This window comes from Thioclava sp. PTB-PU3-1, from assembly GCF_055666785.1.
Genome location: NZ_JBVNVL010000001.1, coordinates 969,957 through 991,708 on the forward strand (window position 1 = coordinate 969,957; position 21,752 = coordinate 991,708).

Sequence of the window (21,752 nt, forward strand, 5' to 3'; positions counted from 1 at the left end):
GCTCCGCTGCACGCATTGCGATCAGCCGTTCAGGCGCACCGCGGGTTCGGGTCGCCCTGCAATCCCGGCGGGGGCGCAATAGACCCGGCCCTGCGCGACGTCGGGCGCCTCGATCCCTTCCTGCGCGGTGGTCACGAAAAGCGTCTTGAACTCCGGCCCGCCGAATGCGGGACAGGAACTGTGCCGCCCGCCGACCGCGGTCGCCCGGTCGAAGCGCCCGTCGGGCAGGTATCGCGCCACGCGCCCTGCCCCCCATTGCGCACTCCAGAGTGCGCCCTCGGCATCGCTCTGCGCGCCGTCGGGGTTCAGGCCCTCCGCGCTCAGATCGACAAAGACCTCCGGCGCCCCCTCGGGCCAGCCCTGCGCGTCGAGCGCGACGGTCATGATCTTTCCGGTCGGGGTGTCGGCGAAATAGGCGCGTCGCCCATCGGGCGCGAAGCAGATCGAATTGGGGATGGTGATCTCGGGAAAGAGCCGCTCCACCGTGCCCTCGAAATAGCGATAGATTGCCCCCGCGCCCGTCTCCGCGTTCTTGCCCATGGTCGACGCCCAGAAGCCCCCCATCGGATCGGCCCGGCCATCGTTGCAACGTGTGTCGGTGCGGTCGGCCTCGATCGCGGCGAGCGGCTCATGCGCACCCGAGGCAATGTCGAAACGGCGCAGTCCGGTCTCGGTCGAGATCACCAACGTCTCGGCATCGACCCAGCCCGCAGCCGAAGCCATCTGCCCGATCTCCCATTCGCGCGACCCGGTCGCATCGCGGCTGAGCATCCGACCCGCGAGGATGTCGAACCAGAACAACTGGCCACGTTCGGGATGCCAGAACGGCCCCTCGCCAAGGAAACAGGCGCGGTCGTCGTAAATCTCGAAGCTCATGCCGTGCAGGCCTCGTCATAGCTGGCGACCAGCGCGCGGGCCTTCTCGGTCACGGTCTCTACGCTGTCGCCGGGTTTGTAGATAGACGAGCCAATGCCGTAGCCGGCCGCACCTGCCTTGTGCCATTCGCCCATGTTCTCGGCCGAGACGCCGCCCACCGCGTAAAGCGGCACTTCGGGCGGTAGCACAGCCCGCATCGCACGCAGCCCGACGGGGCCGATCAGTTCGCCCGGAAACAGTTTCAGCCCATCGGCCCCGGCGGCAAGCGCCGCGAAGGCCTCGGTCGGGGTCATCACGCCTGGGAAGCTCTGCAGCCCGGCGGCTTTGGAAGCGGCGATCACCTCGGTGTTGCAATTGGGCGAAACGATCAGCTTCGCACCGGTTGCGGCGACGGCGGCGACCTGATCCGTGGTCAGGACCGTCCCCGCCCCGATCAGCGCGTCGGAGCCGAAGCGCTCCACCATCGCGGCGATGCTCTCGAGCGGATCGGGCGAGTTCAGCGGCACCTCGATCCGGGTCACGCCCTCGGCGATCAGCGCCTCGCAGACGGCGATGGCTTCAGCGGGGGTGATCCCGCGCAGGATGGCGATGATGGGTCGGCTCATTTGTCAGCTCCGATGGTCTGGCGCGCGGCATAGAGCCCCGCAAGGGTCACGTCTTCGGCGTCATGGCTGGCAGCTTGGATGCCGCAACCGGCCAGCGCCCGGGTATAAAGCGGGCTGAGAACAGGGCTTCCGATCAGCGCGACGGGCTGGCCCTGCCAGAGATCGCGCGTGGCGGACAGCTCCCAGCCGATCAGCAGCCCGGAGAGACGGCAGGCGGCGGTTTCGGGCGATTGCGCACCCAGTAGCGCCCCGGCGCGCAGCGCGAACAGCGCGCCATAGGCTGCCGCCGGATCGGCCAGCGCCTCCGCCACCGCCGCGTCGAAAGCTGCCATGTCGTGACAGCCTTCCCCGATCGTGTGGCGCAGCACCGAGCGATGCGCGAGCAGGTCGTAAATCTCGCCAGTCATGCAGCTCCGGAACCGCTCGATCCGGCCCGCGCGCAGCGCCACCCATTTCGTATGGGTTCCCGGCAGACAGATCGTGCCCTCGAAGCCGGGATTGCGCAGCAGAAAGCCCGCTATCTGGGTCTCTTCGCCGCGCATCACATCGGGCGGGCTGTCCTGACGCAGGCCGCAGGCGATATAGACCGGGCGCGCCGCGTGATCCGGCACCCGCACGAGGCGCGGTTGGGCGGCGCAGGGCACCGGCGCATAGGGCGCCTCGGCCCAGCCCTGACGCGAACCGACCATGCCGCAGGTCACGACCGGGGCCGCGCCCCAGCCCGCAACGGCGTCTTCCAGCACCGGGCCGAACTCGGGGGGGGTAAGCTTGCCCATCCCCTGCTCCGAGCTCCGTCGGTCGAGCACCTCGCGCCCGCGCATCGCCCAGACGCGCAGATGCGTCGTGCCCCAATCGGCGGCGATCCAGTCGGGAGCCGCGTCACTCATAGTCTTTCTCCTTCAATCACGTGAATGCGCTCGGGGAAGGTCCAGGGCAGGGTGATCCCCTGCCCCATCAGCGCTTGCCCGCTGAGCGTAATCGGTCCGGTCTTAAGCGCGGGTGTCCCACGCGACAACCGGGGCAGATCTTCCGCGGTGATCAGCCGCAACCGGTAGCGCGCTGCCCGGTCCAACCCGGTCAGCCGCAGCGGGCGCGGCAGGATCTGCGCAGAGGTTGCCGCCTGACCTGCGAAGGCCACGAAACGGCTGCCATCCTCGGCCAGCTGCAACTCGGCGATCACGGCCGGGTCGGCGCTGTCGAGCCGCAGGATATCCGCGCGCATCCGCCAGTCGCGGTTGTCCTTCCACCAGCGGGTGACGGAGGTCAGAACCTCTGCCTCCTCCGCGGTCAACTCGCGCGGGTCCATCTCGAAACCCATGTGTCGTTGCGCCGCGACCCAGGCCCGGGTGCGAATGTCGATCACCCTCCCCGATGTGTGGCAATGGCGCGGGCCGACATGAGAGCCGGTGACGCAGCTCGGCAAAAACAGCGCCGCGTCATGCTGGATGCGCAGGCGTTCGAGAGCGTCGTTGCTGTCCGAGAGCCAGACCCGGCCCGTGCGCTCGAGAATACCGAAATCGATCCGCCCACCGCCTGAGGCACAGCTTTCGAACTCCACGCCCGGATGGGCCGCGCGGAGCCGGTCGAGCAGATCGTAAAGGCCCCGCGCCTGCGCGGCGTCGGGATGCGGCAGCACCCGGTTATGGTCCCATTTGACGTAAGAGATCGCATAGGCCGAGAGCACCGCGTCGATCGCCTCGAAAAGATGATCGCGCACCGCGGGGTTCGCCATGTCGAGCACGCGCTGCTGGCGGCCTTCGATCTGATCCTCCGGGCCCAGCAGCCAGTCGGGATGGGCGCGGGCCAGATCGCTGTCGCGGTTGACCATCTCGGGCTCGAACCAGAGGCCGAATTCCATCCCGAGGCTTTGCACATGATCGACCAGCGGCGTCAGCCCGTCGGGATATTTGCGCGGATCGACCGTCCAGTCGCCCAGCGACGTGGTGTCGTCGTCGCGCTTGCCGAACCAGCCATCGTCGAGCACGAAACGCTCTGCGCCAAGTGCGGCGGCGCGCTCTGCGATGGCTTTCAGCTCGGCCAGATCATGTTTGAAATAGACCGCTTCCCAGCAGTTGTAATGCACCGGGCGCGCCTTGGCCCAAGGGGCGCGTTTGCGCAGGTGGCGCTGGAAGGCGACCGCGCAGCCATTCGACCCCGCTTCTGAGAAAGCGGCATACAGCGTCGCGGTCTCGAACCGCGTCGCCGGTTCCGGCTCGGAGCCGCTGGCATGGCCGAACTGGATTTGCCTGCGCCCGTCGGGCAGTTCTTCGGCGACCATCCGATGCCCGCCGGACCAGCCGTAATGGAAGGCGCGGGTTTCGCCTTGGGTCTTGGTCGCCCCGCGCGCGGGCAGGATCAACCCGGGGAAATGCTCGTGCCCGGTACGGCCCGTATGGTTGTCGCGCACGCGCTGGCCGGGGCGCCACGGGGTCGGCTCGATCTGGAATTCCCCGATCCAGCGACCGGAGAACTCATGCATCTCGTCGGCCAGTTGCGGGCCGGGAAAGACAGGCGCGGCGAGCCAATGGAGCGTGATCGGCGCATCGCTCTCCAGCTCGGCGCGGGCCGAGATCAGACCGGTGTCGGGGTCGAGCGTGAAATGCGCACTATAGCGCAGCCCGAGCGCCGCATCGCGATAGGTAAGCGTCAATTCGCTGCCGGTCTGCGTCTCGCTCTCGAAGCGGAAGGCGGGCCGCAGAGGCCGCCCTGCCCCGTCGCGCGCAATCAGACCCGGCTCGCCCGGGAAGCTCTGGCTCGCTTCGGGGCAGATCGAGACCTCCGGCGCGCGGTCGAGCATCCCGCCGGTAACATCCGGCACGCTCGCCGCGGCCAAGCTTGCGAGGTCTTCCCCCTCGGGCAGCGCCGCGCCCCAATAGACGATCTCGGGAAGCCGGTCGTCGTGACCCGCCAGAACGAGGCTCTGGCGGGCGTCTTGCAAATGCCACGTGCGGATCATTTCACCGCCCCGAGCGTCAGCCCTGCGATGAAGTGTTTCTGCATCAGGAAGAACATCGCCACCGGCGGCAGCGCGGCGAGGATCGAGCCTGCCGACACCAGTTGCCACGCCGCGACCCATTGGCCGTTGAGCGATTGCAGCCCGGCTGTGATCGGCTGGGTATCCGCCCCCGTGGTCAGCACCGTCGCCCAGAAATAGTCGTTCCAGATGAAGGTGAAGATCAGCACCGACAGCGCCGCGATTGCGGGCCGAACCAAGGGCAGCACGATATGCCAGAAGATCTGCCATTCGCCAACGCCCTCGACCCGGGCGGCCTCGATCAGCTCTTTCGGCAGTGCCTTGATGAAGTTGCGCATGAAGAGCGTGCAGAAGCCGGTCTGGAAGGCGACATGGAACAGCGCGAGCCCCGTGATCGTGTCGTAAAGCCCCATCTTCACCGTCAGGTCGCGCACCGGCACCATCAGGATCTGGAAGGGCACGAAGTTCCCCGCCACGAAGATGAAGAAGATCAGCAGGTTGCCCTTGAACTTGTAGACGGCGAGCGCAAAGCCCGTCAGGCACGACAGCGCCACCGCCCCGATCACCGTCGGGATCGTCACCTTGAACGAGTTCAGCATGTAGCTGGCAAAGGGCGAATTCTTGAACACGTCGAGATAGTTCGAAAACGCCAGATAGGACGGTATGCCGAAGTAGTTGCCCTGCGCGAGATCGCTGGAGGGCCGGATCGACGTGACGGCGACGCCCAGAAGCGGCAGCAGCCAGACCACCAGCATCACCGGAAGGGCTATCTGATAGGTCAGCCGGGCGGCGGGGCTCATGGATTGAATGGGTTTGGGAAACATCTCACACGCCCCTTTCGTCGCGCCACATCTTCCAGATGAAGCCCGAAATGAAGATCATCATGATCGCGAACAGCACCACCGCGATCGCCGCGCCGTAGCCCATGCGATAGCCGTATTCCGACAGCGCCTGCTCATACATGTAGTAGGACAGCACCCGCGAGGAGCCGAAGGGCCCGCCATCGGTCATGATCGAGACGAGATCGAAGCTGCGCAGCGCCCCGATCACGGTGACGACGACCGCGATGAAAGTGGCCGGGCGCAGTTGCGGCAGCACGACATACCAGAGCATCTTGATGCCCTTCGCCCCATCGAGACGCGCCGCCTCGATCTGGTCGGGCGCGACCGCGTTCAGGCCGGTGAGATAGAGGATCATGCAATAGGCGATCTGCGGCCACAGACCCGCTGCGATGATCCCGTAGGTCACCGTGTTGGGATTGGCGAGGATCGCGATCCCGGTCCCGTCGAGCCATTTCGTCAGCTCGAAGAACAGCCCGAAGCCCGGTGCATAGAACCACGAGAAGATCAGGCCGACCACGACCTGAGAGATCACGAAGGGGAAGAAGAACAGCGATTTGTAGATCCGGATACCGCGCACGGTCTGGTTCAGGAACAGAGCGATGAACAGCCCGAACGGGATCGCCAGCATATAGAGCACCAGCCAGATCAGGTTGTTCTTGAGGCTGGTGTAAAAAGCGTCGTCATCGAGCAGCTCGAGATAATTCGACAGCCCGACCCACGTTTTCGCGCTCAGCCCGTCCCATTGGAAGAACGAGATCCACATCGACTCGCCGATCGGGATCAGCACGTAGATCAGGAACATCAGCACGCCGGGGGCGAGAAACAGCCAGGGCGCAAGTTTTCGGTTCAACCGGCGGCGGCGCGGTGCGGGCATGCCGGTCTCCGCGCGCGGCTCGGACATAGCGGGTGAGACGGTCATCGTCGCACTCCTCGGATCTGGAAAAACAGGAAGGGGCGGCGCCCTGTGACAGGCACCGCCCCTCGGGGAGGATCAGTTCTTGTAGACGCGCTGACGCACCTTCTCGAGGCGCTCGAGGATCGCGTCGAGATGGTCGGGATAGGCCATGAATTCCTGGAAGCCTTCCATGCCCGCCTTCGCCATCTGCGCCGGTGCGTCACGGTCGAAGAACTGCGCGATGCCACCATCGGCCGTGGACAGGATCTTGAAGCCCGCCTGCAGATAGGGATCGTCGCCCACCGAAGAGTTCTTGTTGATCGGCAGCTGACCGAGTTCTTCGTTCATCTTGGTCTGCACATCGGCCTTCGCGACATAGGCGAGGAACTTCTTGGCGTCCGCCTTGTTCTTCGCGCCTGCCGGGATGTGGATCGTATCGGTCGGCGCTTCTTCGGCGCGCGGGATATCCGGGTTGATCGTCGGGAAGTCCATGAAGCCCAGCGTGTCATTGGTCATCCCGCCATCCTTGAAGGTGGCGACGGCGAAGTTGCCCATGACGTAATTCGCGGCCTTGCCCTGCACGATGTTCGAAACCGCATCCTGCCAGTCGATCGCGGCGACGTTCTTCGTGGTGTAGGGCAGAACCTTCTTCCACTCGGCGAAGACGGCCTTCACCCGGTCATCGGTCCACGGAATCTCGCCGCTGGTGAGCTTCATGTGGAAATCGTAGCCGTTGGTGCGCAGATCGAGATAGTCGAAGATCCCGGCCGCCGGCCACAGCGCCTTGGTGCCGGTGGTCAGGCAGTCGACGCCCATCTCCTGGAACTTCTTGCAGTTCGAGATGAACTCGTCCCAGGTTTTGGGCACCTCCACCCCGGCTTTCTTGTAGACGTCTTTGTTATAGTAGATGCCCCACTGGTAGTAGGTATAGGGCACGCCCCATTGCTTGCCGTCGATGGTCATCGACTTGAGCGCGGAGCCGAGGCTGTCCTTGAGCCCGTTCTCCTCCCAGACATCGGACACATCGGTGAACTGCCCGGCATTGACGAAGGGCGCCATGCGGTTGCCCGCATACCAGTTCGCCAGATCGGGGCTGTCGGCGGTCAGGAAGTTGCGGATCGCGGTCTTGTAGCCCTCGTGATCGAAGGTGTTCACCTCGACTTTCACATCCGGGTTTTCGGCCTCGAAGCCTTTCACGAGCTGTTCGAACGCGGCTTTCGGGGCCGGATCGGACGCGTCGGTGAAGAGCTTGAGCACGCGCTGCTCCGCCATCGCCGGAATGGCGATAGAGCCCATCAGCGCCACAAGCGCGGTGGTTTTCAGGATATTCATTCGGTTCTCCTCCCGTTTCAGTAGCCCACGGATCAATGATTTTAGTTCCAAATATTGAAACCGTGTTTTACATATTGAAATGCTGCCGCGAATCTCTCATCCTGTCAACAGCCCTGAGGAGGAGCCCATGAACGACGCCACGCCAAAGCCGGAGAAATCCGACGGCACGGTTGGACGCACGCTGGCCGTGCTCGACCGCGTTGCCGAATTCGGCCGCCCCGTGCGTTTCGCCGAGTTGCTGCCGGTCTGCGATCTACCCAAGGCGACCCTGTATCGCTTCGTGCAGACGCTCACGAACCAGGGCATGCTCGCCTTCGACGAGGATCGTCAGACCTATCGGCCGGGTTTGCGCCTCGTGCGCCTTGCTCATGCCGCCTGGGCGCAAAGTTCGCTTGCGCCGATCGCGGCGCCTTACCTCGATCAACTGTCGAAGGAGACCGGTCAAACGCTGCACCTCGCGCAGCTCGATCAGGGCATGGTGCTCTATGTCGACAAGCGCAACGCCTCGCGCCCGGTCGAGATGTTCTCGCAATCGGGCAAGGTCGGTCCGGCCTATTGCACGGGCGTGGGCAAGGCGATGCTCGCCTATCTGCCGGAGGAGGCGCTGCAGAATGCGCTGACGCGGCAGAGCTTTCATCGTTTCACGGAACACACCCTGACCGACGCGACGAGCCTGCGCGCCGAGCTGGACAACATCCGCAAGCGCGGTTTTGCCCGGGATGACGAGGAGCATGAGCCCGGCATCCGCTGCATCGCCGCTCCGATCCTGTCGCCGCAGGGCCGCGTTCTGGGCGCGCTCTCGATCACCTCGGGCCAGCCCGACGGTCAAAAACAACTCGAAACCTATGCCCCGCTGATCCTCGAGACAGCGGAGAAGATCGCGAAAGCGGCCAGTGACTGGCGCTTTCCGGAACAGAAACGCGCCGACTGAACCCCGGCGCGTAAAAACAGGGAGGAGACCCCGTGAGCGGAGTCGCATTGGAGAAGATCGTCAAGAGATTTGGCGATGCGGAGGTGATCCACGGCGTCGATCTGACGGTCGACCCGGGGGAGTTCTGTGTCTTCGTCGGGCCGTCCGGCTGTGGCAAGTCGACGCTTTTGCGGATGATCGCGGGGTTGGAGGAGACCTCGGACGGCGCAATCCGCATCGGCGGGCGCGAAGTCACGAAGGCCGAACCCGCCGAGCGCGGCATCGCGATGGTGTTTCAGACCTACGCGCTCTACCCGCATATGACGGTGGGCGAGAATATGGGCTTCGGGTTGAAGATGAACGGCCATCCAAAGGCCCAGATCAGCGACAAGGTTCAAGAAGCCGCGCGGATCCTGAAGCTCGAGCCGCTTCTGGACCGTAAGCCTGCCGCACTGTCTGGCGGTCAGCGCCAGCGTGTGGCCATCGGCCGCGCGATCACCCGTGGCCCGGAGGTGTTCCTCTTCGACGAACCGCTCTCGAACCTCGATGCCGAATTGCGCGTCGAGATGCGCGCCGAGATCGCGCGTCTGCACCGTGAGATCGGGGCAACGATGATCTACGTTACCCACGATCAGGTCGAAGCGATGACGATGGCCGACAAGATCGTCGTGCTGCGCGCGGGAAATATCGAACAGGTCGGAAGCCCGATGGAGCTTTACGACGATCCCGACAATCGCTTCGTTGCGGGCTTCATGGGCTCGCCTTCGATGAACTTCCTCGCCGCGACCGTGGTGGAGGGCCAGCTCGACGTGCCCGCTTTGGGGCAGCGCGTCGACAGTCCCGTCGCCTTGCCCGCGGACGGCACGAAGCTGGAAATCGGCATCCGCCCCAACGCGCTGCGCCTGAGCGGCTCGGACGGCAACTTCACCATCGAGATGGCCGAGAACCTTGGCGGCGTCAGCTATGCGCATCTCGACGCGGCCTCCGGCGAGCGCGTCGTGGTCGAGACCGATCAGCGCCTCCACGGCGGGGTTGGCGGCAAGACCGGGCTCAGCTTCGATCCGGCCTCGGTCTATGTGTTCAACACCAGCACGGGCGCACGGGTGCGCGGATGAGCCTTGCCATCGGCCTCGTGGGGCTGGGAGCGATCGCCCGCGCCCAGCACCTTCCCGCGATTGCGGAGACGGGCGGCGTGCATCTCGCCGCCATCGCGAGCCGCAATGCCACCCTGCCCGACCTGCCGAGCTATCCCGACCTGCGCGCGATGCTGGACGCCGAACCCGAGATCGGCGCCGTCTCGCTCTGCACACCGCCGCAGGGGCGATTCGATCAGGCGATGGCGGTGCTGCGCGCGGGTCGTCACCTGATGCTCGAAAAGCCGCCCGGCATGACGCTGAGCGAGGTCGAGGCGCTGCGCGAGACCGCCGCGAAGGCGGGGCTGACGATCTTCGCCACCTGGCATTCGCGCGAGGCGGCAGCCGTGGACGCGGCGCGCCAATGGCTCGCCGGGCGCGAGATTTCCGCAATCCGGATCGACTGGCGCGAGGATGTGCGCAAATGGCATCCGGGCCAGGAGTGGATCTGGCAGCCGGGCGGGCTCGGGGTCTTCGATCCCGGCATCAACGCGCTCTCGATCCTGACCCGCATTCTGCGCCAGCCGGTGCGGCTGACAGCAGCCGCGCTGAGCATCCCGCGAGGTCGCCAGACCCCGATCGCCGCTGATCTGGAGATGCGCGCGGGCGACACCCCGATCACCGCAGCCTTCGACTGGCGGGAAACGGGTGACGAGCTGTGGCGCATCACCCTTCAGACCGAACGCGGCACGGCCATGCTCGACAAGGGCGGCGCGGAGTTCAGCGTCGATGGCAAGGTGATCGCCACGGGCGAGAACCGCGAATACGCCAATCTCTACGCCCGGATGCGCGGTCTGGTGCGCGCCGGGCAGAGCGATCTCGACCTCGCGCCGATGCGCCTCGTCGCGGACGCCTTCATCAATGCACGTTTCGCGATCACCGATCCTTTCGACGCCTGATCGCGCCCACTAACCCTGAGGACCGTCATGAAAATTACCGCCATCGAAACCTTCATCGTGCCGCCGCGCTGGTGTTTCGTGAAAATCTCCACCGACGAGGGCATCTCCGGCTGGGGCGAGCCGGTGCTGGAGGGCCGTGCGGCCTCTGTCGCCGCCTGCGTCGAGGAACTGTCGGACTATCTGATCGGCAAGGATCCCGGCCATATTCAGGACCACTGGACGGTGATGTATCGCGGCGGCTTCTATCGCGGCGGCGGGATCCACATGTCGGCCATCGCCGGGCTCGATCAGGCGCTGTGGGACATCAAGGGCAAGGCGCTAGGCGTGCCTGTCCATGCGCTTCTGGGCGGCCAGCAACGCGACCGCATCCGGGTCTATAGCTGGATCGGCGGCGACCGGCCCGGCGACACGGCGCGGATGGCGCGCGAGTGCGGCGACCGGGGCTTCACTGCGGTGAAGATGAACGGCACCGAGGAGCTGCAATTCATCGACTCCCACGCCAAGATCGACGCCGTGCTGGCGCGCGTGCAGGCGATCCGCGAGGAAATGGGCCCCGATTTCGGCATCGGCGTCGATTTCCACGGCCGCGTCCATCGCCCGATGGCCAAGCAGCTCGCGAAGGAACTCGAGCCCTTCAACCTGATGTTCATCGAGGAGCCGGTGCTGAGCGAGAATGCCGAGGCGCTGCGCGAGATCGCCAACCATTGCTCCACCCCGATCGCATTGGGTGAGCGGCTCTATACCCGCTGGGATTTCAAATCGATCCTGCAGGGCGGCTACGTCGATATCGTCCAGCCCGACCCCTCGCATTCCGGCGGCATCACCGAGACCTACCGGATCGCGGCCATGGCCGAGGCGCATGACGTGGCGCTGGCGCTGCATTGCCCGCTGGGGCCGATCGCGCTGGCGGCGAACCTGCAGCTCGATGCGGTCTGCTACAACGCCTTCATTCAGGAGCAGTCGCTGGGCATCCATTACAACAAGGGCTCGGATCTGCTCGACTATCTGAGCAACCCGTCGGTCTTCGAGTATGACGACGGCTTCGTCGCGATCCCGCAGGGCCCCGGCCTCGGCGTCGAGGTCAACGAGGAGAAAGTCCGCCAGGCGGCCGCAGAAGGTCACCGCTGGCGCAACCCGATCTGGCGCCATGCCGATGGCAGCTTCGCGGAGTGGTAATCATGAGAGAGATCAGCAAACTGAACGAAGGCTGGAGTTTCGCGGAAGGCTTCGACGCATCCAAGGTCGCAAAGCCGCTGCAGGGCGAGACGGTCACCCTGCCCCATAACGCCGCCGACCTGCCGATGAGCTATTTTGACGAAGCCGCGTTCCAGCGCCCCTTCACCTATCAGCGCGAGATCGCGTGGGACGATGCATGGGCGGGCAAGCTGGTGCGTCTGCGGTTCGACGGAGCGATGGCCGATGCCGTGGTCTATGTGAACGGCGCGGAAGTGCTGCGCCACCGCGATGGCTACACGCCCTTCACCGTCGATCTGACGGACCGGTTCGAGGGCGGCAAGGCGCTGGTGACGGTGCATATCGACGGCTCGGAAAACCCCGAGATTCCGCCGTTCGGTGGCCGGATCGACTACCTCACCTATGCGGGGATCTATCGCGACGCATGGCTGGAAGTTCTGCCCGAGGCCCATATAGCAAGTGTGAAGATCGAGACGCCCGACGTGCTGGCCGAGGCCAAGCGCGTTCTGGTCAAACTCGACGCGCCGGGCACGGTGGAGGCGGTTCTGTCGGACGCCGACGGCCACGAGATCGCGCGCGGCGAGGGCACCGGCGAGATCACCTTCGAGGGCCTCAGCGGCATCACGCTCTGGTCCCCCGAGACGCCCGCGCTCTACACGCTGACTCTGACCCTGAGCCAAAGCGGCGACCGCCTCACTCAGCGGTTCGGTTTCCGCCACGCCGAATTCACGCCCGAGGGCTTTTTCCTCAACGGCAAGCGCGTGGTCCTGCGCGGCCTCAACCGGCACCAGAGCTTCCCCTATTCGGGCTATGCTCAGGGCAAACGCAGCCAAGAGCGCGACGCGGAAATCCTGCGCTACGATCTGGGCTGCAACATCGCGCGCACCTCGCATTATCCGCAGAGCCCCTATTTCCTCGACCGCTGCGACGAGATCGGCCTCATGGTCTTCGAGGAAATCCCCGGTTGGCAGCATATCGGCGGCGATGTCTGGCAGGACGAGTCCGTCGCCAATGTCGAGCGGATGATCCGGCGCGACTGGAACCACCCCTCGATCATCATCTGGGGCGTGCGGATCAACGAGAGCCCTGATGCGGAAGCGTTCTACAAGCGCACCAATGCCTTGGCGCATGAGCTGGATGCGACGCGCCCCACCGGCGGCGTGCGCTGCATCACCGACAGCCAACTGCTCGAAGACGTCTACACGATGAACGATTTCGTCCTCGGCGACTTCGAACTGCCCTTCTCGAACCGCCCGCGTACGAGTTTGCGTGACCAGCAGGAGGTGACGGGGCTGCCCAAGCGCGTGCCCTATTTGGTGACCGAATATAACGGGCACATGTATCCGACCAAGGCGGGCGACCCCGAGCATCGCCAGCACGAGCATGTGCTGCGCCATCTCGACGTGCTCAACGCCGCCCACGACCCCGATGCCGGGCTCGCGGGCTGCATCGGCTGGTGCATGTTCGACTACAACACGCACAAGGATTTCGGCGCGGGCGACCGAATCTGCCATCACGGCGTGATGTCGATCTTCCGCGAGCCGAAATTCGCAGCCTACGCCTATGCCAGCCAGCGCGATCCCGACGAGGCGATCGTGATGGAGCCGGTCACCGTCTGGTCGCGCGGCGAGCGCAATATCGGCGGGGTGATCCCGTTGATCGTGCTGACGAACTGCGACGAGGTGGAGCTGTCCTACGCCGATGTGGTCAAACGCGTCGGGCCTGATCGCACCCGCTTCCCGCATCTGCCGCACGCGCCAGTTATCATCGATTACGACCATTTCACCCCCGACGAGGTGACCGCTTGGGGAGAGAGCTGGCATGCGGGCCGCCTGCGCGGCTATCGCAACGGCGAGTTGGTGATCGAGCGCGACTTCCCCGCCGATGCGATGTTCGACCGGCTCGAAGTGGCGCCCGATGTTACGAAGGCCGAGGCCGATCCGAGCGAGGAAATCCGCGTGATGATCCGCGCGCGCGATCAGGCGGGCAACAAGCTGCATTTCCTCAACGAGCCCGTTCACCTCACCGTTGAAGGCCCGGCTAAGCTGATCGGCTCCGACTGTCCGGTGCTCGCTGACGGCGCGACCGGCTGCTGGATCCGCCTGACCGGGACGCGCGGCACGATCAAGGTGACCGCCCGGCTTCGTGAGACGCTCGAGACAATCGAGATCGCGGTGGAGTAAGCGGCAAGGACGGCGACGCTCGATCAAGGTCATGGGGCAAACCGTTCGCGACATGACATGTCGTTGAACGGGCGCCCGCTTTGGCCGGTTCGAACCCGTCGGAGGCGCATGACGCCAGCACTTGGATTCCGCTGACAAAATGCCAATGCATAATTTTACATTATATGTCTTATTACAATTTCCAAATTTTTATTTATCACACTGCCTGCTATGAGCATCGGGCAAGGTAGGGACCCACGTGCCGTAGCCCCTATTCGGACAAGCTGCGGCATGTCAGACTTTAACCGGTCTCCCCGATCAACCCCGTGCTCAGCAGGAGGAAGCACAGATGGACGGAAATGATGTGAACACGGGCGGCAAGTGCCCGGTGATGCATGGCGGCAATACCGAGCTTGGCTCGAACGTGATGAACTGGTGGCCGCAGGCGCTCAATCTCGACATCCTGCACCAGCATGACACCAAGACGGACCCGCTGGGGCGCAGCTTCGACTATGCCGAAGAGGTCGAGAAGCTCGACTACGATGCGCTGAAAGCCGATCTGCATGCGCTGCTGACCGAAAGTCAGGAGTGGTGGCCGGCTGACTGGGGCCATTATGGCGGTCTGATGATCCGTCTCGCCTGGCACTCGGCGGGCTCCTACCGTCTCGCGGATGGGCGCGGCGGCGCGGGCACCGGCAATATCCGCTTCGCCCCGCTCAACTCGTGGCCCGACAATGCGAGCCTCGACAAGGCCCGCCGCCTGCTCTGGCCGCTGAAGAAGAAATACGGCAACCGGCTCAGCTGGGCGGATCTGATCATCCTCGCCGGCACCGTCGCCTATGAAAGCATGGGGCTGAAAACCTTCGGCTTTGCCTTTGGCCGTGAGGACATCTGGCATCCCGAGAAAGACACCTATTGGGGCGCCGAGAAGGAATGGCTCGCGCCGTCGGACGAGCGCTACGCCAATGTCGACAAGCCCGACACGATGGAAAACCCGCTTGCCGCCGTGCAGATGGGCCTGATCTACGTGAACCCCGAGGGCGTCAACGGCCAGCCCGACCCGATGAAGACCGCGGCACAAGTCCGCGAGACCTTCGCGCGTATGGCGATGAATGACGAGGAAACCGCCGCGCTGACCGCAGGCGGCCACACCGTCGGCAAATGCCACGGCAATGGCGACGCGTCGGCGCTCGGCGCGGAGCCTGAAGCGGCCGATGTCGAGCAGCAGGGTCTCGGCTGGTTCAACCCAAACCTGAAGGGGCAAGCGAGCAACTCGATCACCGGCGGGCCGGAAGGTGCCTGGACGACGAACCCGCTCGAATTCGACATGGGCTATTTCGAGATGCTCTTCGGCCATGAATGGGAAGTCACCCAGAGCCCCGCTGGCGCGAAACAGTGGAAGCCGGTGGACATCGCCGAAGAGGACATGCCGCTCGACACTTCGGATCCGAGCCAGCGCCGGATGCCGATGATGACCGATGCCGACATGGCGATGAAGGTCGACCCGATCTACAACGAGATTTGCCAGAAATTCATGGCCGATCCGGAGTATTTCAAGGAGACCTTCGCCCGCGCCTGGTTCAAGCTGACCCACCGCGATATGGGCCCGAAGGTCCGCTACAAGGGCCCGTGGGTGCCCTCGGAAGATCTGGTCTGGCAAGACCCGGTCCCCGCTGGGTCGACCGCTTGGGACGTGGAGTCGGTGAAGGCGAAGATCGCCGCCTCGGACCTGTCGGTGGCCGAGCTGGTCTCGACCGCTTGGGACAGCGCGCGCACCTATCGCGGCTCGGACATGCGCGGCGGCGCCAATGGCGCGCGCATCCGTCTCGCCCCGCAGAAGGACTGGGAGGGCAACGAGCCCGCCCGTCTGCAAAAGGTGCTCTCGGTGCTCGAGCCAATCGCGGCAGAAGCAGGTGCCTCGGTGGCCGACGTGATCGTGCTGGCGGGCAATGTCGGCGTCGAGAAGGCGATCAAGGCCGCCGGTCATGACGCAACGGTGCCCTTCGCGCCGGGTCGTGGCGACGCAACCGACGAGATGACCGATGCCGACAGCTTCGACGTGCTAGAACCGCTCGCCGACGGCTTCCGCAACTGGCTCAAGAAGGATTACATCGTCTCGCCCGAGGAGATGCTTCTGGACCGTGCCCAGCTGATGGGGCTGACCGCGCATGAAATGACCGTCCTGATCGGCGGCATGCGGACGATCGGTACGAACTACGGTGGCACCAAGCACGGTGTCTTCACCGACCGCGAAGGCCAGCTGACGACCGACTTCTTCGTCAACCTGACCGATATGGGCTACAGCTGGCATCCGGTGGACGACGGCGCGTACGAGATCCGCGACCGCAAGACCGGCGCGGTCAAATGGACCGCGAGCCGCGTCGATCTGGTCTTCGGCTCGAACGCGATCCTGCGCGCCTATGCCGAGGTCTATGCTCAGGACGACGCAAGCGAGAAGTTCGTGGAGGACTTCGTAGCCGCCTGGACCAAGGTGATGAACGCCGATCGCTTCGATCTGGCCTGATCGTCTGTCTTACAGAAAACCGCGCCCCTCGCAGGATGACCTGCGGGGGGCGTTTTCGTTTGGGGGATCGAAGTCTGAGCATCAGAGGGCGGCGCCAGACCGCCGGGTGGGCGCCCTGCCCTTCGTGGTCAGCGCTTTATCCCGGCCAAATCCGGACGATCTCGATCCGCGCGCTAACGTAGCCAAAGCGCCCGCCCGAGGGGGCGGTCGGACGCTGCCCGGGCCGCTGACGCGGCTGATCCGGGCGGGGCACCGTTCCGCCTTACAGCGCCGCCGTCGTCACGTAGCGCAGCGCGCGGGCCACCTGTTCGGGCGTGCGCGCGACCGCATTGGCCGCCGCGTCGACCTCCTTGAGCGCATGATCGTGCTCGGGTGGCTGAAGCACGATGATCGGCTTGCCGAGCGCCGCCGCATAGCCCGCATCAAAAGCCGCGTTCCACTGCTTGTATTTCTCGCCGAAGCAGACAACGAGCACGTCGCAGCGCTCGATCCCGGTGCGGATACGGATCGCGTTGAGCGACGCGCCCTTGCGGTCATGCCAGAACTTGTCCTCTTCCGCGCCGAATATCTCGACCCCACAATCATCCGAGGCCCCGTGATCCGTCACCGGCCCCGACCATTCGATATCCAGCCCTTCGCAGGCCGATTTCACCGCCTCGCGCCAATCGGTGTGAATTTCGCCGGCCAGATAGACATTCAGTTTCATCGCATCCTCTTTTCGCTGTCGCGTGGGCCCCGCTTCGGGCCGCTTCGCTTTTCCGGCGCGATCCTTGAGGATCGGGACCAGCTTGGCAACCTCTCCGGTTGTCCGGACCCCTTCCGATCCGCTCCCCATGCGCTTGATCCGCCAGCAGGCATAGCGACATGTCATTGACGCCGGTCAGTGCGCGAATTCGATCACCTGATTTGCTGGGAAGTGTTCGAAATCCTGGGAGGAGGAGAAAGCAATGAACGGTGTGGTGATTTCAAGCATGGCAGCGCTCCTGCTGCTGACAACAAACGCTCTGGCGCAGGAGGATGCCGGTCGCGAGGAATACATGGTCGCCTGCGCTGGATGTCATGGGGAGACAGCGAAAGGGAATGGCCCGCTGGCAGGGTTGCTGGATATTCAGACACCCGACCTCACGAGCCTCGCGGCGAAGAAGGGCAACGGCGAATTCCCGTTCGACTACGCGCTTCGGATGATAGATGGGCGAAACGAGATGCGGGCGCATGGCAGCAAGATGCCGGTCTGGGGGGACCGTTACGCGGCCTCGGCGACCAGCGAGCGCGGAGAGACGGCGGACATGGTGGCCCGGGGGCGCATCCTGTCTCTCATCTATTATCTGGCCTCGATACAGCAGTAGCGCCCCGGCGCAGATGGTGTTGGGCCTCGGCATCTGTGCCGGCACTTTGATCGGCGGGCGCGCGGCGAACCGCTACCGCTTTGGCACGATGAAGATGGCGGCCTTCAAACTCGCCAACGCCCTCGGCATGGCGGCGGGCGGGCGGAAGGAGTTGATGATCATTGACGGTGCCGATCACGTCGACCTCTACGGCCAGACGGGCATCATTCCCGTCGACAAGCTGCAGAGCGTCTTCGAAGGCCAGCTGGCCTGATCACACACGAGGCAGGAAGCCGGGCCTCGCGTCCGGCTTCTTGACGTCCGTGGGCATGCCAGACGAAACCCGCGATGTGGCTTAGTCCACATCAATCGGCCGAACAGCATGGAGGGCGCGACCCTTCGGGTGGAAATCCATCCTCCGCAGGGTGAACATGCCGCAGCTTCTCGGGGTTTCGGACAATCCATATTGCTTTGATCTTTCCGGAATGAACCGCGAAGGCCGTGGTTTGCAGGACGCCATTTTCCCGCACCACATATCCTGTTGCTCCGTTGATCAACTGCGGTCTCGGTACAGGCCCAGACGTCAGCTTGCCCTTCCGGGCCAAGCCTTCGAAGAAGCGCGCGGCGTTCCGGCTCCCTCTCAGCACGTTGATCGCCGCCGGAACCTTGCCGCCGCCATCCGTATGCACCTCGATATCTTCAGCGAAGATTTCCAGCAGCCGATCCATGTCGCCCTCGCGGCTCGCAGCCCAGAATGCCGCGACAAGCGGGTGGGTCTCCTCCGCCCGTTCCGGCGTGCTCTGATCGGCACCGGCAAGCTTGCGTCTTGCCCGCGAAACCAGCTGCCGACAATTTACGGAAGACTGGCCGACGACCGCCGAAATCTCGTCGAAACCGTAATCGAACCCGTCGCGAAGAATGAACGCTGCGCGCATCTCGGGCGATAGTCGATCGAGCGTGAGCAGGAGTGCAATCCCCACGTCTTCGGTCAGGATCCAATCACTTTCGGCATCCGCCGCATGGTCGGTGACAATCGGCTCGGGCAGCCACGCCCCCACATAGGTTTCCCGCCTCTTCTGCGCCGATCGCAGATGGTCGAGGCAAAGGCGCGTGACGACGGTCGAAAGCCATTGCGCCGGACGTTCGATGCCGGAGAGTCCGACGCTTTGCAGTTTCAGCGCCGCGTCCTGAAGGATGTCTTCCGTCTCCGAGACTGACCCGGTCATTCGATAAGCGAGCCCCGCCAAGCGGCGGCGCTCCCTTTCGAAAACCTGCTGTGTCTCAGGCAACGGCATGATCGCGCTCTGTGATCTTGTGGGTAGACCGGAACCCGATCGCGAAACGGTTCCACGCGTTAATCAACGTAACAGCGAAAGTCAGGTCCACGCATTCGCGCTCCGTGAAAACATTTCGGAGACGCTGGAAGACCTCCTCCGAGGCGCCCTGTTGCTCTATCCTTGTCAGGGCTTCGGCCCAATCGAGTGCGGCGCATTCGCGTTCGTCAAACGCAGGGCTTTCCCGCCAGGCCGCCAGCACATCGAGCTTTTGCTGCGACACACCCGCCTCCCGCGCTGCAGGCGCATGCATATCGAGGCAATAAGCGCAGCCGTTGATTTGCGACACGCGCATCTTGATAAGCTCCCGTAGCATGAGAGAAATCGAAAGCTCCTTCGTCGCCTCCTCGGCCGCCCTCATGGCCTTCATGGTCTCGGGGGCTGCTTCGTAGTAGTTCATTCGGGGCGTCATCGGCATCTCCTTGGGTTATATACCAGAAGACGAGACAGCGCCCCGCTTTGTGACCGGCGGAAAGAAAATCTCTCTGTTCAGGTAGCCGGGCCTGGAGCCTGGGGAGCCACGCCTTTCGCCAAAGCCATACGCCGGAACATAGGAACTCGGTCGAAGCTTTGGTCGCGCGGGGCATTTTAACGTAGATGCAATTCGCGGCGGCTTGTTCGGGCCAGCACCCGCGAATTTCAAACGTCGCGCTGCACTTCTTCAAGCACCTCGGCCAGCACCGACACGGCCAGCAGCCGGGGATCGCGCGCGGATTGGATCAGCCCGATCGGCCCATGAACCCGCGCGCGCGTCGCCGCATCGATACCGCGGGCCTGCAAACCTTCCTGCCGCCGGCTTTGCGTGCGCACGCTGCCTTGTGCCCCGATGTAGAATGCGGGGGTTGCGAGCGCCGCCTCGAGAATATCCAGTTCCCAATCGTGGTCGTGAAACAGAAGGATCACCGCCGTGCGCGCGTCGATTGCAACGTCCGAAGGGATCGCGCTTCGGTCCAACATGCGCACCGTGCAGCCTGCACCTTCGGCATTGGCGAAAGTGGCGTCTTCGGGCGTGAGCAAAAGATGCGGCGCGCCGGTCGCCCGCACCAGATCGGCGAAGAACACCGCCTCGGCGCCGGCACCGAAGATCACGAAGCGCGGCTCGGGGCGAAAGGCGATACGCAACTCTCCCGGCTCGTCGGACGCCTCGCCTTCCTGCATCAAACGCAAGCCCCCCGAGGCGCTCACTCCCAAGGCCGCCTCCGCGCGGCGCGCCCGCCTTGCCGCAAGCTCGCGAAGCAAGGAACGGTCCGGCGCGGGGATCACCGTAACCTCGAGCGCGCCGCCGCAGGGCAGCTTAAGATCGAAAAAGGGCGAACCGGCCCCATAGCGCAGCTTGCGCACCTGCCCGTCGGCCAGCGCCGCGCGTGCATGTTCGACCACATCTTCTTCGATACAACCTGAGCTGAGCGCTCCGAAGCGCCGACCATCCGGCAAGATCGCCATCGCGGTGCCGACATTGCGATAGGCCGGACCTTCGATGGCAGAGATCACCGCGATCGCGCCGGGTACGTCGGACCTTGCCAATTCGAACCACGGATCTTGCGCAGCGGGATGGGTCACGGCTGGCCCCTCAATCGTTCGACCCGGCCAGCGCGCGATGCGCGACCTCGACGAAGAATTGCACGCCCAGCGGCAGGATGGAGTCGTTGAAATCGTAATGCGGGCTGTGCAGGTTGCGCCCGCCCTCCGCCGATCCGTTGCCGATCCAGCCGTAAGCGCCGGGCACCTTCTCCAGCAGGAAGGCGAAATCCTCGCTCGCCATGCTGGGTGCGTAATCGACCTGCACCGCGTCGCGGCCCACGATGGCCTCGGCGGCGCGGCGTGCCGTTTCGGCGGCCTCGGCATCGTTGATCGTGGCCGGGTAGCGGCGCTGATAGATCAGCTCGGCCTTGGCATGAAACGCCTCGGCGATCATTTCGGCGCGGCGCGTCATCTCGGCCTGAACGAAATCGCGCGTCGCGGGACGCAGGGTGCGCACGGTGCCGTGCAGGGTCACTTCGTCGGGGATCACATTGAGCGTGTGGCCCGCATGGATCTGCGTGACCGAGATCACCGTCGCATCGGTCGGATCCACCGCGCGGCTGACGATGGTCTGCCAGGCCATCTGCAATTGCGCGGCCAGCGTGATCGGGTCGATCCCCTCATGCGGCATCGCGCCATGCGAGCCCTTGCCCATCACCTTCAGCTCGAACGTGTCGAACGCGGCCATGACGGGGCCTGCGCGCATCGCGATCTTGCCCGCCTCGAGCCCCGGCCAGTTGTGTAGCGCAAAGGTGCTGTCGAGCGGGAACTGGTCGAGCAACCCATCCTCGATCATCACCCGCGCGCCGCCTTCGTTTTCCTCGGCGGGCTGGAAGATGAACACTACCGTGCCCGGTCCCGGCGGATCCGCTGCCATTGCCTGCGCGGCGCCCAGAAGCATCGTGGTGTGACCGTCATGGCCGCAGGCATGCATCTTGCCGGGGATCTCGGAGGCATAATCCGCCCCGGTCAGTTCGGAGATCGGCAGCGCGTCGATATCGGCGCGCAGGCCGACCGTGGGCCCCTCGCCATTGCGCAGAACGCCGATCACCCCGGTCCCGGCCAGCCCCTCGTGGACCTCAAGTCCGAAAGCACGCAACTCAGCCGCGATGAAGGCGGCGGTCTCGTGTTCCTCGAAAGCCAGTTCGGGGCTGCGATGCAGCGCATGCCGCCATTCAACCAACTGGTCTTCCATCGCCTTGATCGCCGGGGTGATGTTCATCGCG

20 protein-coding genes are annotated in these 21,752 nt (G+C 64.6%); 8 read left to right on the forward strand and 12 right to left on the reverse strand.

Annotated elements, in window-relative coordinates:
- Positions 1-21: 21 nt before the first annotated feature.
- The 7 genes from ACZ7GB_RS04450 to ACZ7GB_RS04480 all read right to left on the reverse strand — a co-directional run bounded on the left by ACZ7GB_RS04450 (position 22) and on the right by ACZ7GB_RS04480 (position 7,524).
- On the reverse strand, positions 22-876 hold the full coding sequence (locus tag ACZ7GB_RS04450) for an SMP-30/gluconolactonase/LRE family protein (protein WP_472157774.1): 855 nt from the start codon (positions 874-876) through the stop codon (positions 22-24).
- Positions 873-1,481, reverse strand: coding sequence for a 2-dehydro-3-deoxy-6-phosphogalactonate aldolase (locus ACZ7GB_RS04455; protein WP_472157775.1), 609 nt, complete (start codon positions 1,479-1,481; stop codon positions 873-875). Before ACZ7GB_RS04455 ends, ACZ7GB_RS04450 begins: the two co-directional genes overlap by 4 nt.
- Positions 1,478-2,368, reverse strand: coding sequence for a 2-dehydro-3-deoxygalactonokinase (locus ACZ7GB_RS04460; RefSeq protein ID WP_472157776.1), 891 nt, complete (start codon positions 2,366-2,368; stop codon positions 1,478-1,480). The genes ACZ7GB_RS04455 and ACZ7GB_RS04460 overlap by 4 nt, the downstream gene beginning before the upstream one ends.
- Entirely contained in the window at positions 2,365-4,437 is a 2,073-nt protein-coding gene (locus ACZ7GB_RS04465; RefSeq protein WP_472157777.1) for an alpha-galactosidase, read from the reverse strand. The genes ACZ7GB_RS04460 and ACZ7GB_RS04465 overlap by 4 nt, the downstream gene beginning before the upstream one ends.
- Positions 4,434-5,279: a carbohydrate ABC transporter permease gene (locus ACZ7GB_RS04470; protein WP_078519897.1), complete on the reverse strand. Its 846-nt coding sequence runs from the start codon at positions 5,277-5,279 to the stop codon at positions 4,434-4,436. Before ACZ7GB_RS04470 ends, ACZ7GB_RS04465 begins: the two co-directional genes overlap by 4 nt.
- A gap of 1 nt (position 5,280) precedes the next feature.
- A complete protein-coding gene (locus ACZ7GB_RS04475; RefSeq protein ID WP_472157908.1) occupies positions 5,281-6,171 on the reverse strand; it encodes a carbohydrate ABC transporter permease in 891 nt (296 codons plus the stop codon).
- A 117-nt stretch (positions 6,172-6,288) separates the two neighbouring features.
- A complete protein-coding gene (locus ACZ7GB_RS04480) occupies positions 6,289-7,524 on the reverse strand; it encodes an ABC transporter substrate-binding protein (RefSeq protein WP_078519898.1) in 1,236 nt (411 codons plus the stop codon).
- Positions 7,525-7,651: 127 nt separating this feature from the next.
- Between ACZ7GB_RS04480 and ACZ7GB_RS04485 the strand changes: the two genes are divergently transcribed.
- From ACZ7GB_RS04485 to katG, 6 genes are all read left to right on the forward strand, one after another.
- Positions 7,652-8,455: an IclR family transcriptional regulator gene (locus ACZ7GB_RS04485; RefSeq protein ID WP_472157778.1), complete on the forward strand. Its 804-nt coding sequence runs from the start codon at positions 7,652-7,654 to the stop codon at positions 8,453-8,455.
- A 32-nt stretch (positions 8,456-8,487) separates the two neighbouring features.
- Complete coding sequence (locus ACZ7GB_RS04490) at positions 8,488-9,549, forward strand: ABC transporter ATP-binding protein (protein WP_472157779.1); 1,062 nt, start codon at positions 8,488-8,490, stop codon at positions 9,547-9,549.
- The gene (locus tag ACZ7GB_RS04495) at positions 9,546-10,466 is read left to right on the forward strand and encodes a Gfo/Idh/MocA family protein (RefSeq protein WP_472157780.1); all 921 of its coding nucleotides are present in this window, start codon (positions 9,546-9,548) and stop codon (positions 10,464-10,466) included. Before ACZ7GB_RS04490 ends, ACZ7GB_RS04495 begins: the two co-directional genes overlap by 4 nt.
- Positions 10,467-10,493: 27 nt before the next feature.
- Entirely contained in the window at positions 10,494-11,642 is a 1,149-nt protein-coding gene (gene dgoD / locus ACZ7GB_RS04500; RefSeq protein WP_472157781.1) for a galactonate dehydratase, read from the forward strand.
- Positions 11,643-11,644: 2 nt separating this feature from the next.
- The gene (locus ACZ7GB_RS04505; RefSeq protein WP_472157782.1) at positions 11,645-13,843 is read left to right on the forward strand and encodes a glycoside hydrolase family 2 protein; all 2,199 of its coding nucleotides are present in this window, start codon (positions 11,645-11,647) and stop codon (positions 13,841-13,843) included.
- A 328-nt stretch (positions 13,844-14,171) separates the two neighbouring features.
- Positions 14,172-16,346: a catalase/peroxidase HPI gene (gene katG, locus ACZ7GB_RS04510; RefSeq protein WP_472157783.1), complete on the forward strand. Its 2,175-nt coding sequence runs from the start codon at positions 14,172-14,174 to the stop codon at positions 16,344-16,346.
- A 262-nt stretch (positions 16,347-16,608) separates the two neighbouring features.
- Here the strand turns inward: katG and ACZ7GB_RS04515 are convergent, their stop codons facing one another.
- Positions 16,609-17,052, reverse strand: a complete 444-nt coding sequence (locus ACZ7GB_RS04515) for a YtoQ family protein (RefSeq protein WP_078604465.1) — start codon at positions 17,050-17,052, stop codon at positions 16,609-16,611.
- Between the two features lie 241 nt (positions 17,053-17,293).
- On the opposite strand from ACZ7GB_RS04515, the gene ACZ7GB_RS04520 reads away from it, so the two are divergent.
- Together ACZ7GB_RS04520 and ACZ7GB_RS04525 are read left to right on the forward strand one after the other, a co-directional pair.
- A complete protein-coding gene (locus tag ACZ7GB_RS04520; RefSeq protein WP_472157784.1) occupies positions 17,294-17,692 on the forward strand; it encodes a c-type cytochrome in 399 nt (132 codons plus the stop codon).
- A 13-nt stretch (positions 17,693-17,705) separates the two neighbouring features.
- Positions 17,706-17,945 carry a hypothetical protein gene (locus ACZ7GB_RS04525; RefSeq protein ID WP_472157785.1) on the forward strand — a complete coding sequence of 80 codons (240 nt, stop codon included), beginning with the start codon at positions 17,706-17,708 and terminating at the stop codon, positions 17,943-17,945.
- 91 nt (positions 17,946-18,036) lie between these two features.
- Here ACZ7GB_RS04525 and sigJ read toward each other — a convergent pair whose 3' ends face one another.
- The 4 genes from sigJ to ACZ7GB_RS04545 all read right to left on the reverse strand — a co-directional run bounded on the left by sigJ (position 18,037) and on the right by ACZ7GB_RS04545 (position 21,748).
- Entirely contained in the window at positions 18,037-18,966 is a 930-nt protein-coding gene (gene sigJ / locus ACZ7GB_RS04530) for an RNA polymerase sigma factor SigJ (RefSeq protein ID WP_472157786.1), read from the reverse strand.
- On the reverse strand, positions 18,953-19,405 hold the full coding sequence (locus ACZ7GB_RS04535) for a carboxymuconolactone decarboxylase family protein (protein WP_472157787.1): 453 nt from the start codon (positions 19,403-19,405) through the stop codon (positions 18,953-18,955). Before ACZ7GB_RS04535 ends, sigJ begins: the two co-directional genes overlap by 14 nt.
- Positions 19,406-19,644: 239 nt before the next feature.
- Positions 19,645-20,565: an XdhC family protein gene (locus ACZ7GB_RS04540; protein ID WP_472157788.1), complete on the reverse strand. Its 921-nt coding sequence runs from the start codon at positions 20,563-20,565 to the stop codon at positions 19,645-19,647.
- Between the two features lie 10 nt (positions 20,566-20,575).
- Positions 20,576-21,748, reverse strand: a complete 1,173-nt coding sequence (locus ACZ7GB_RS04545; protein ID WP_472157789.1) for a M20 aminoacylase family protein — start codon at positions 21,746-21,748, stop codon at positions 20,576-20,578.
- Between the last annotated feature and the right edge of the window lie 4 nt (positions 21,749-21,752).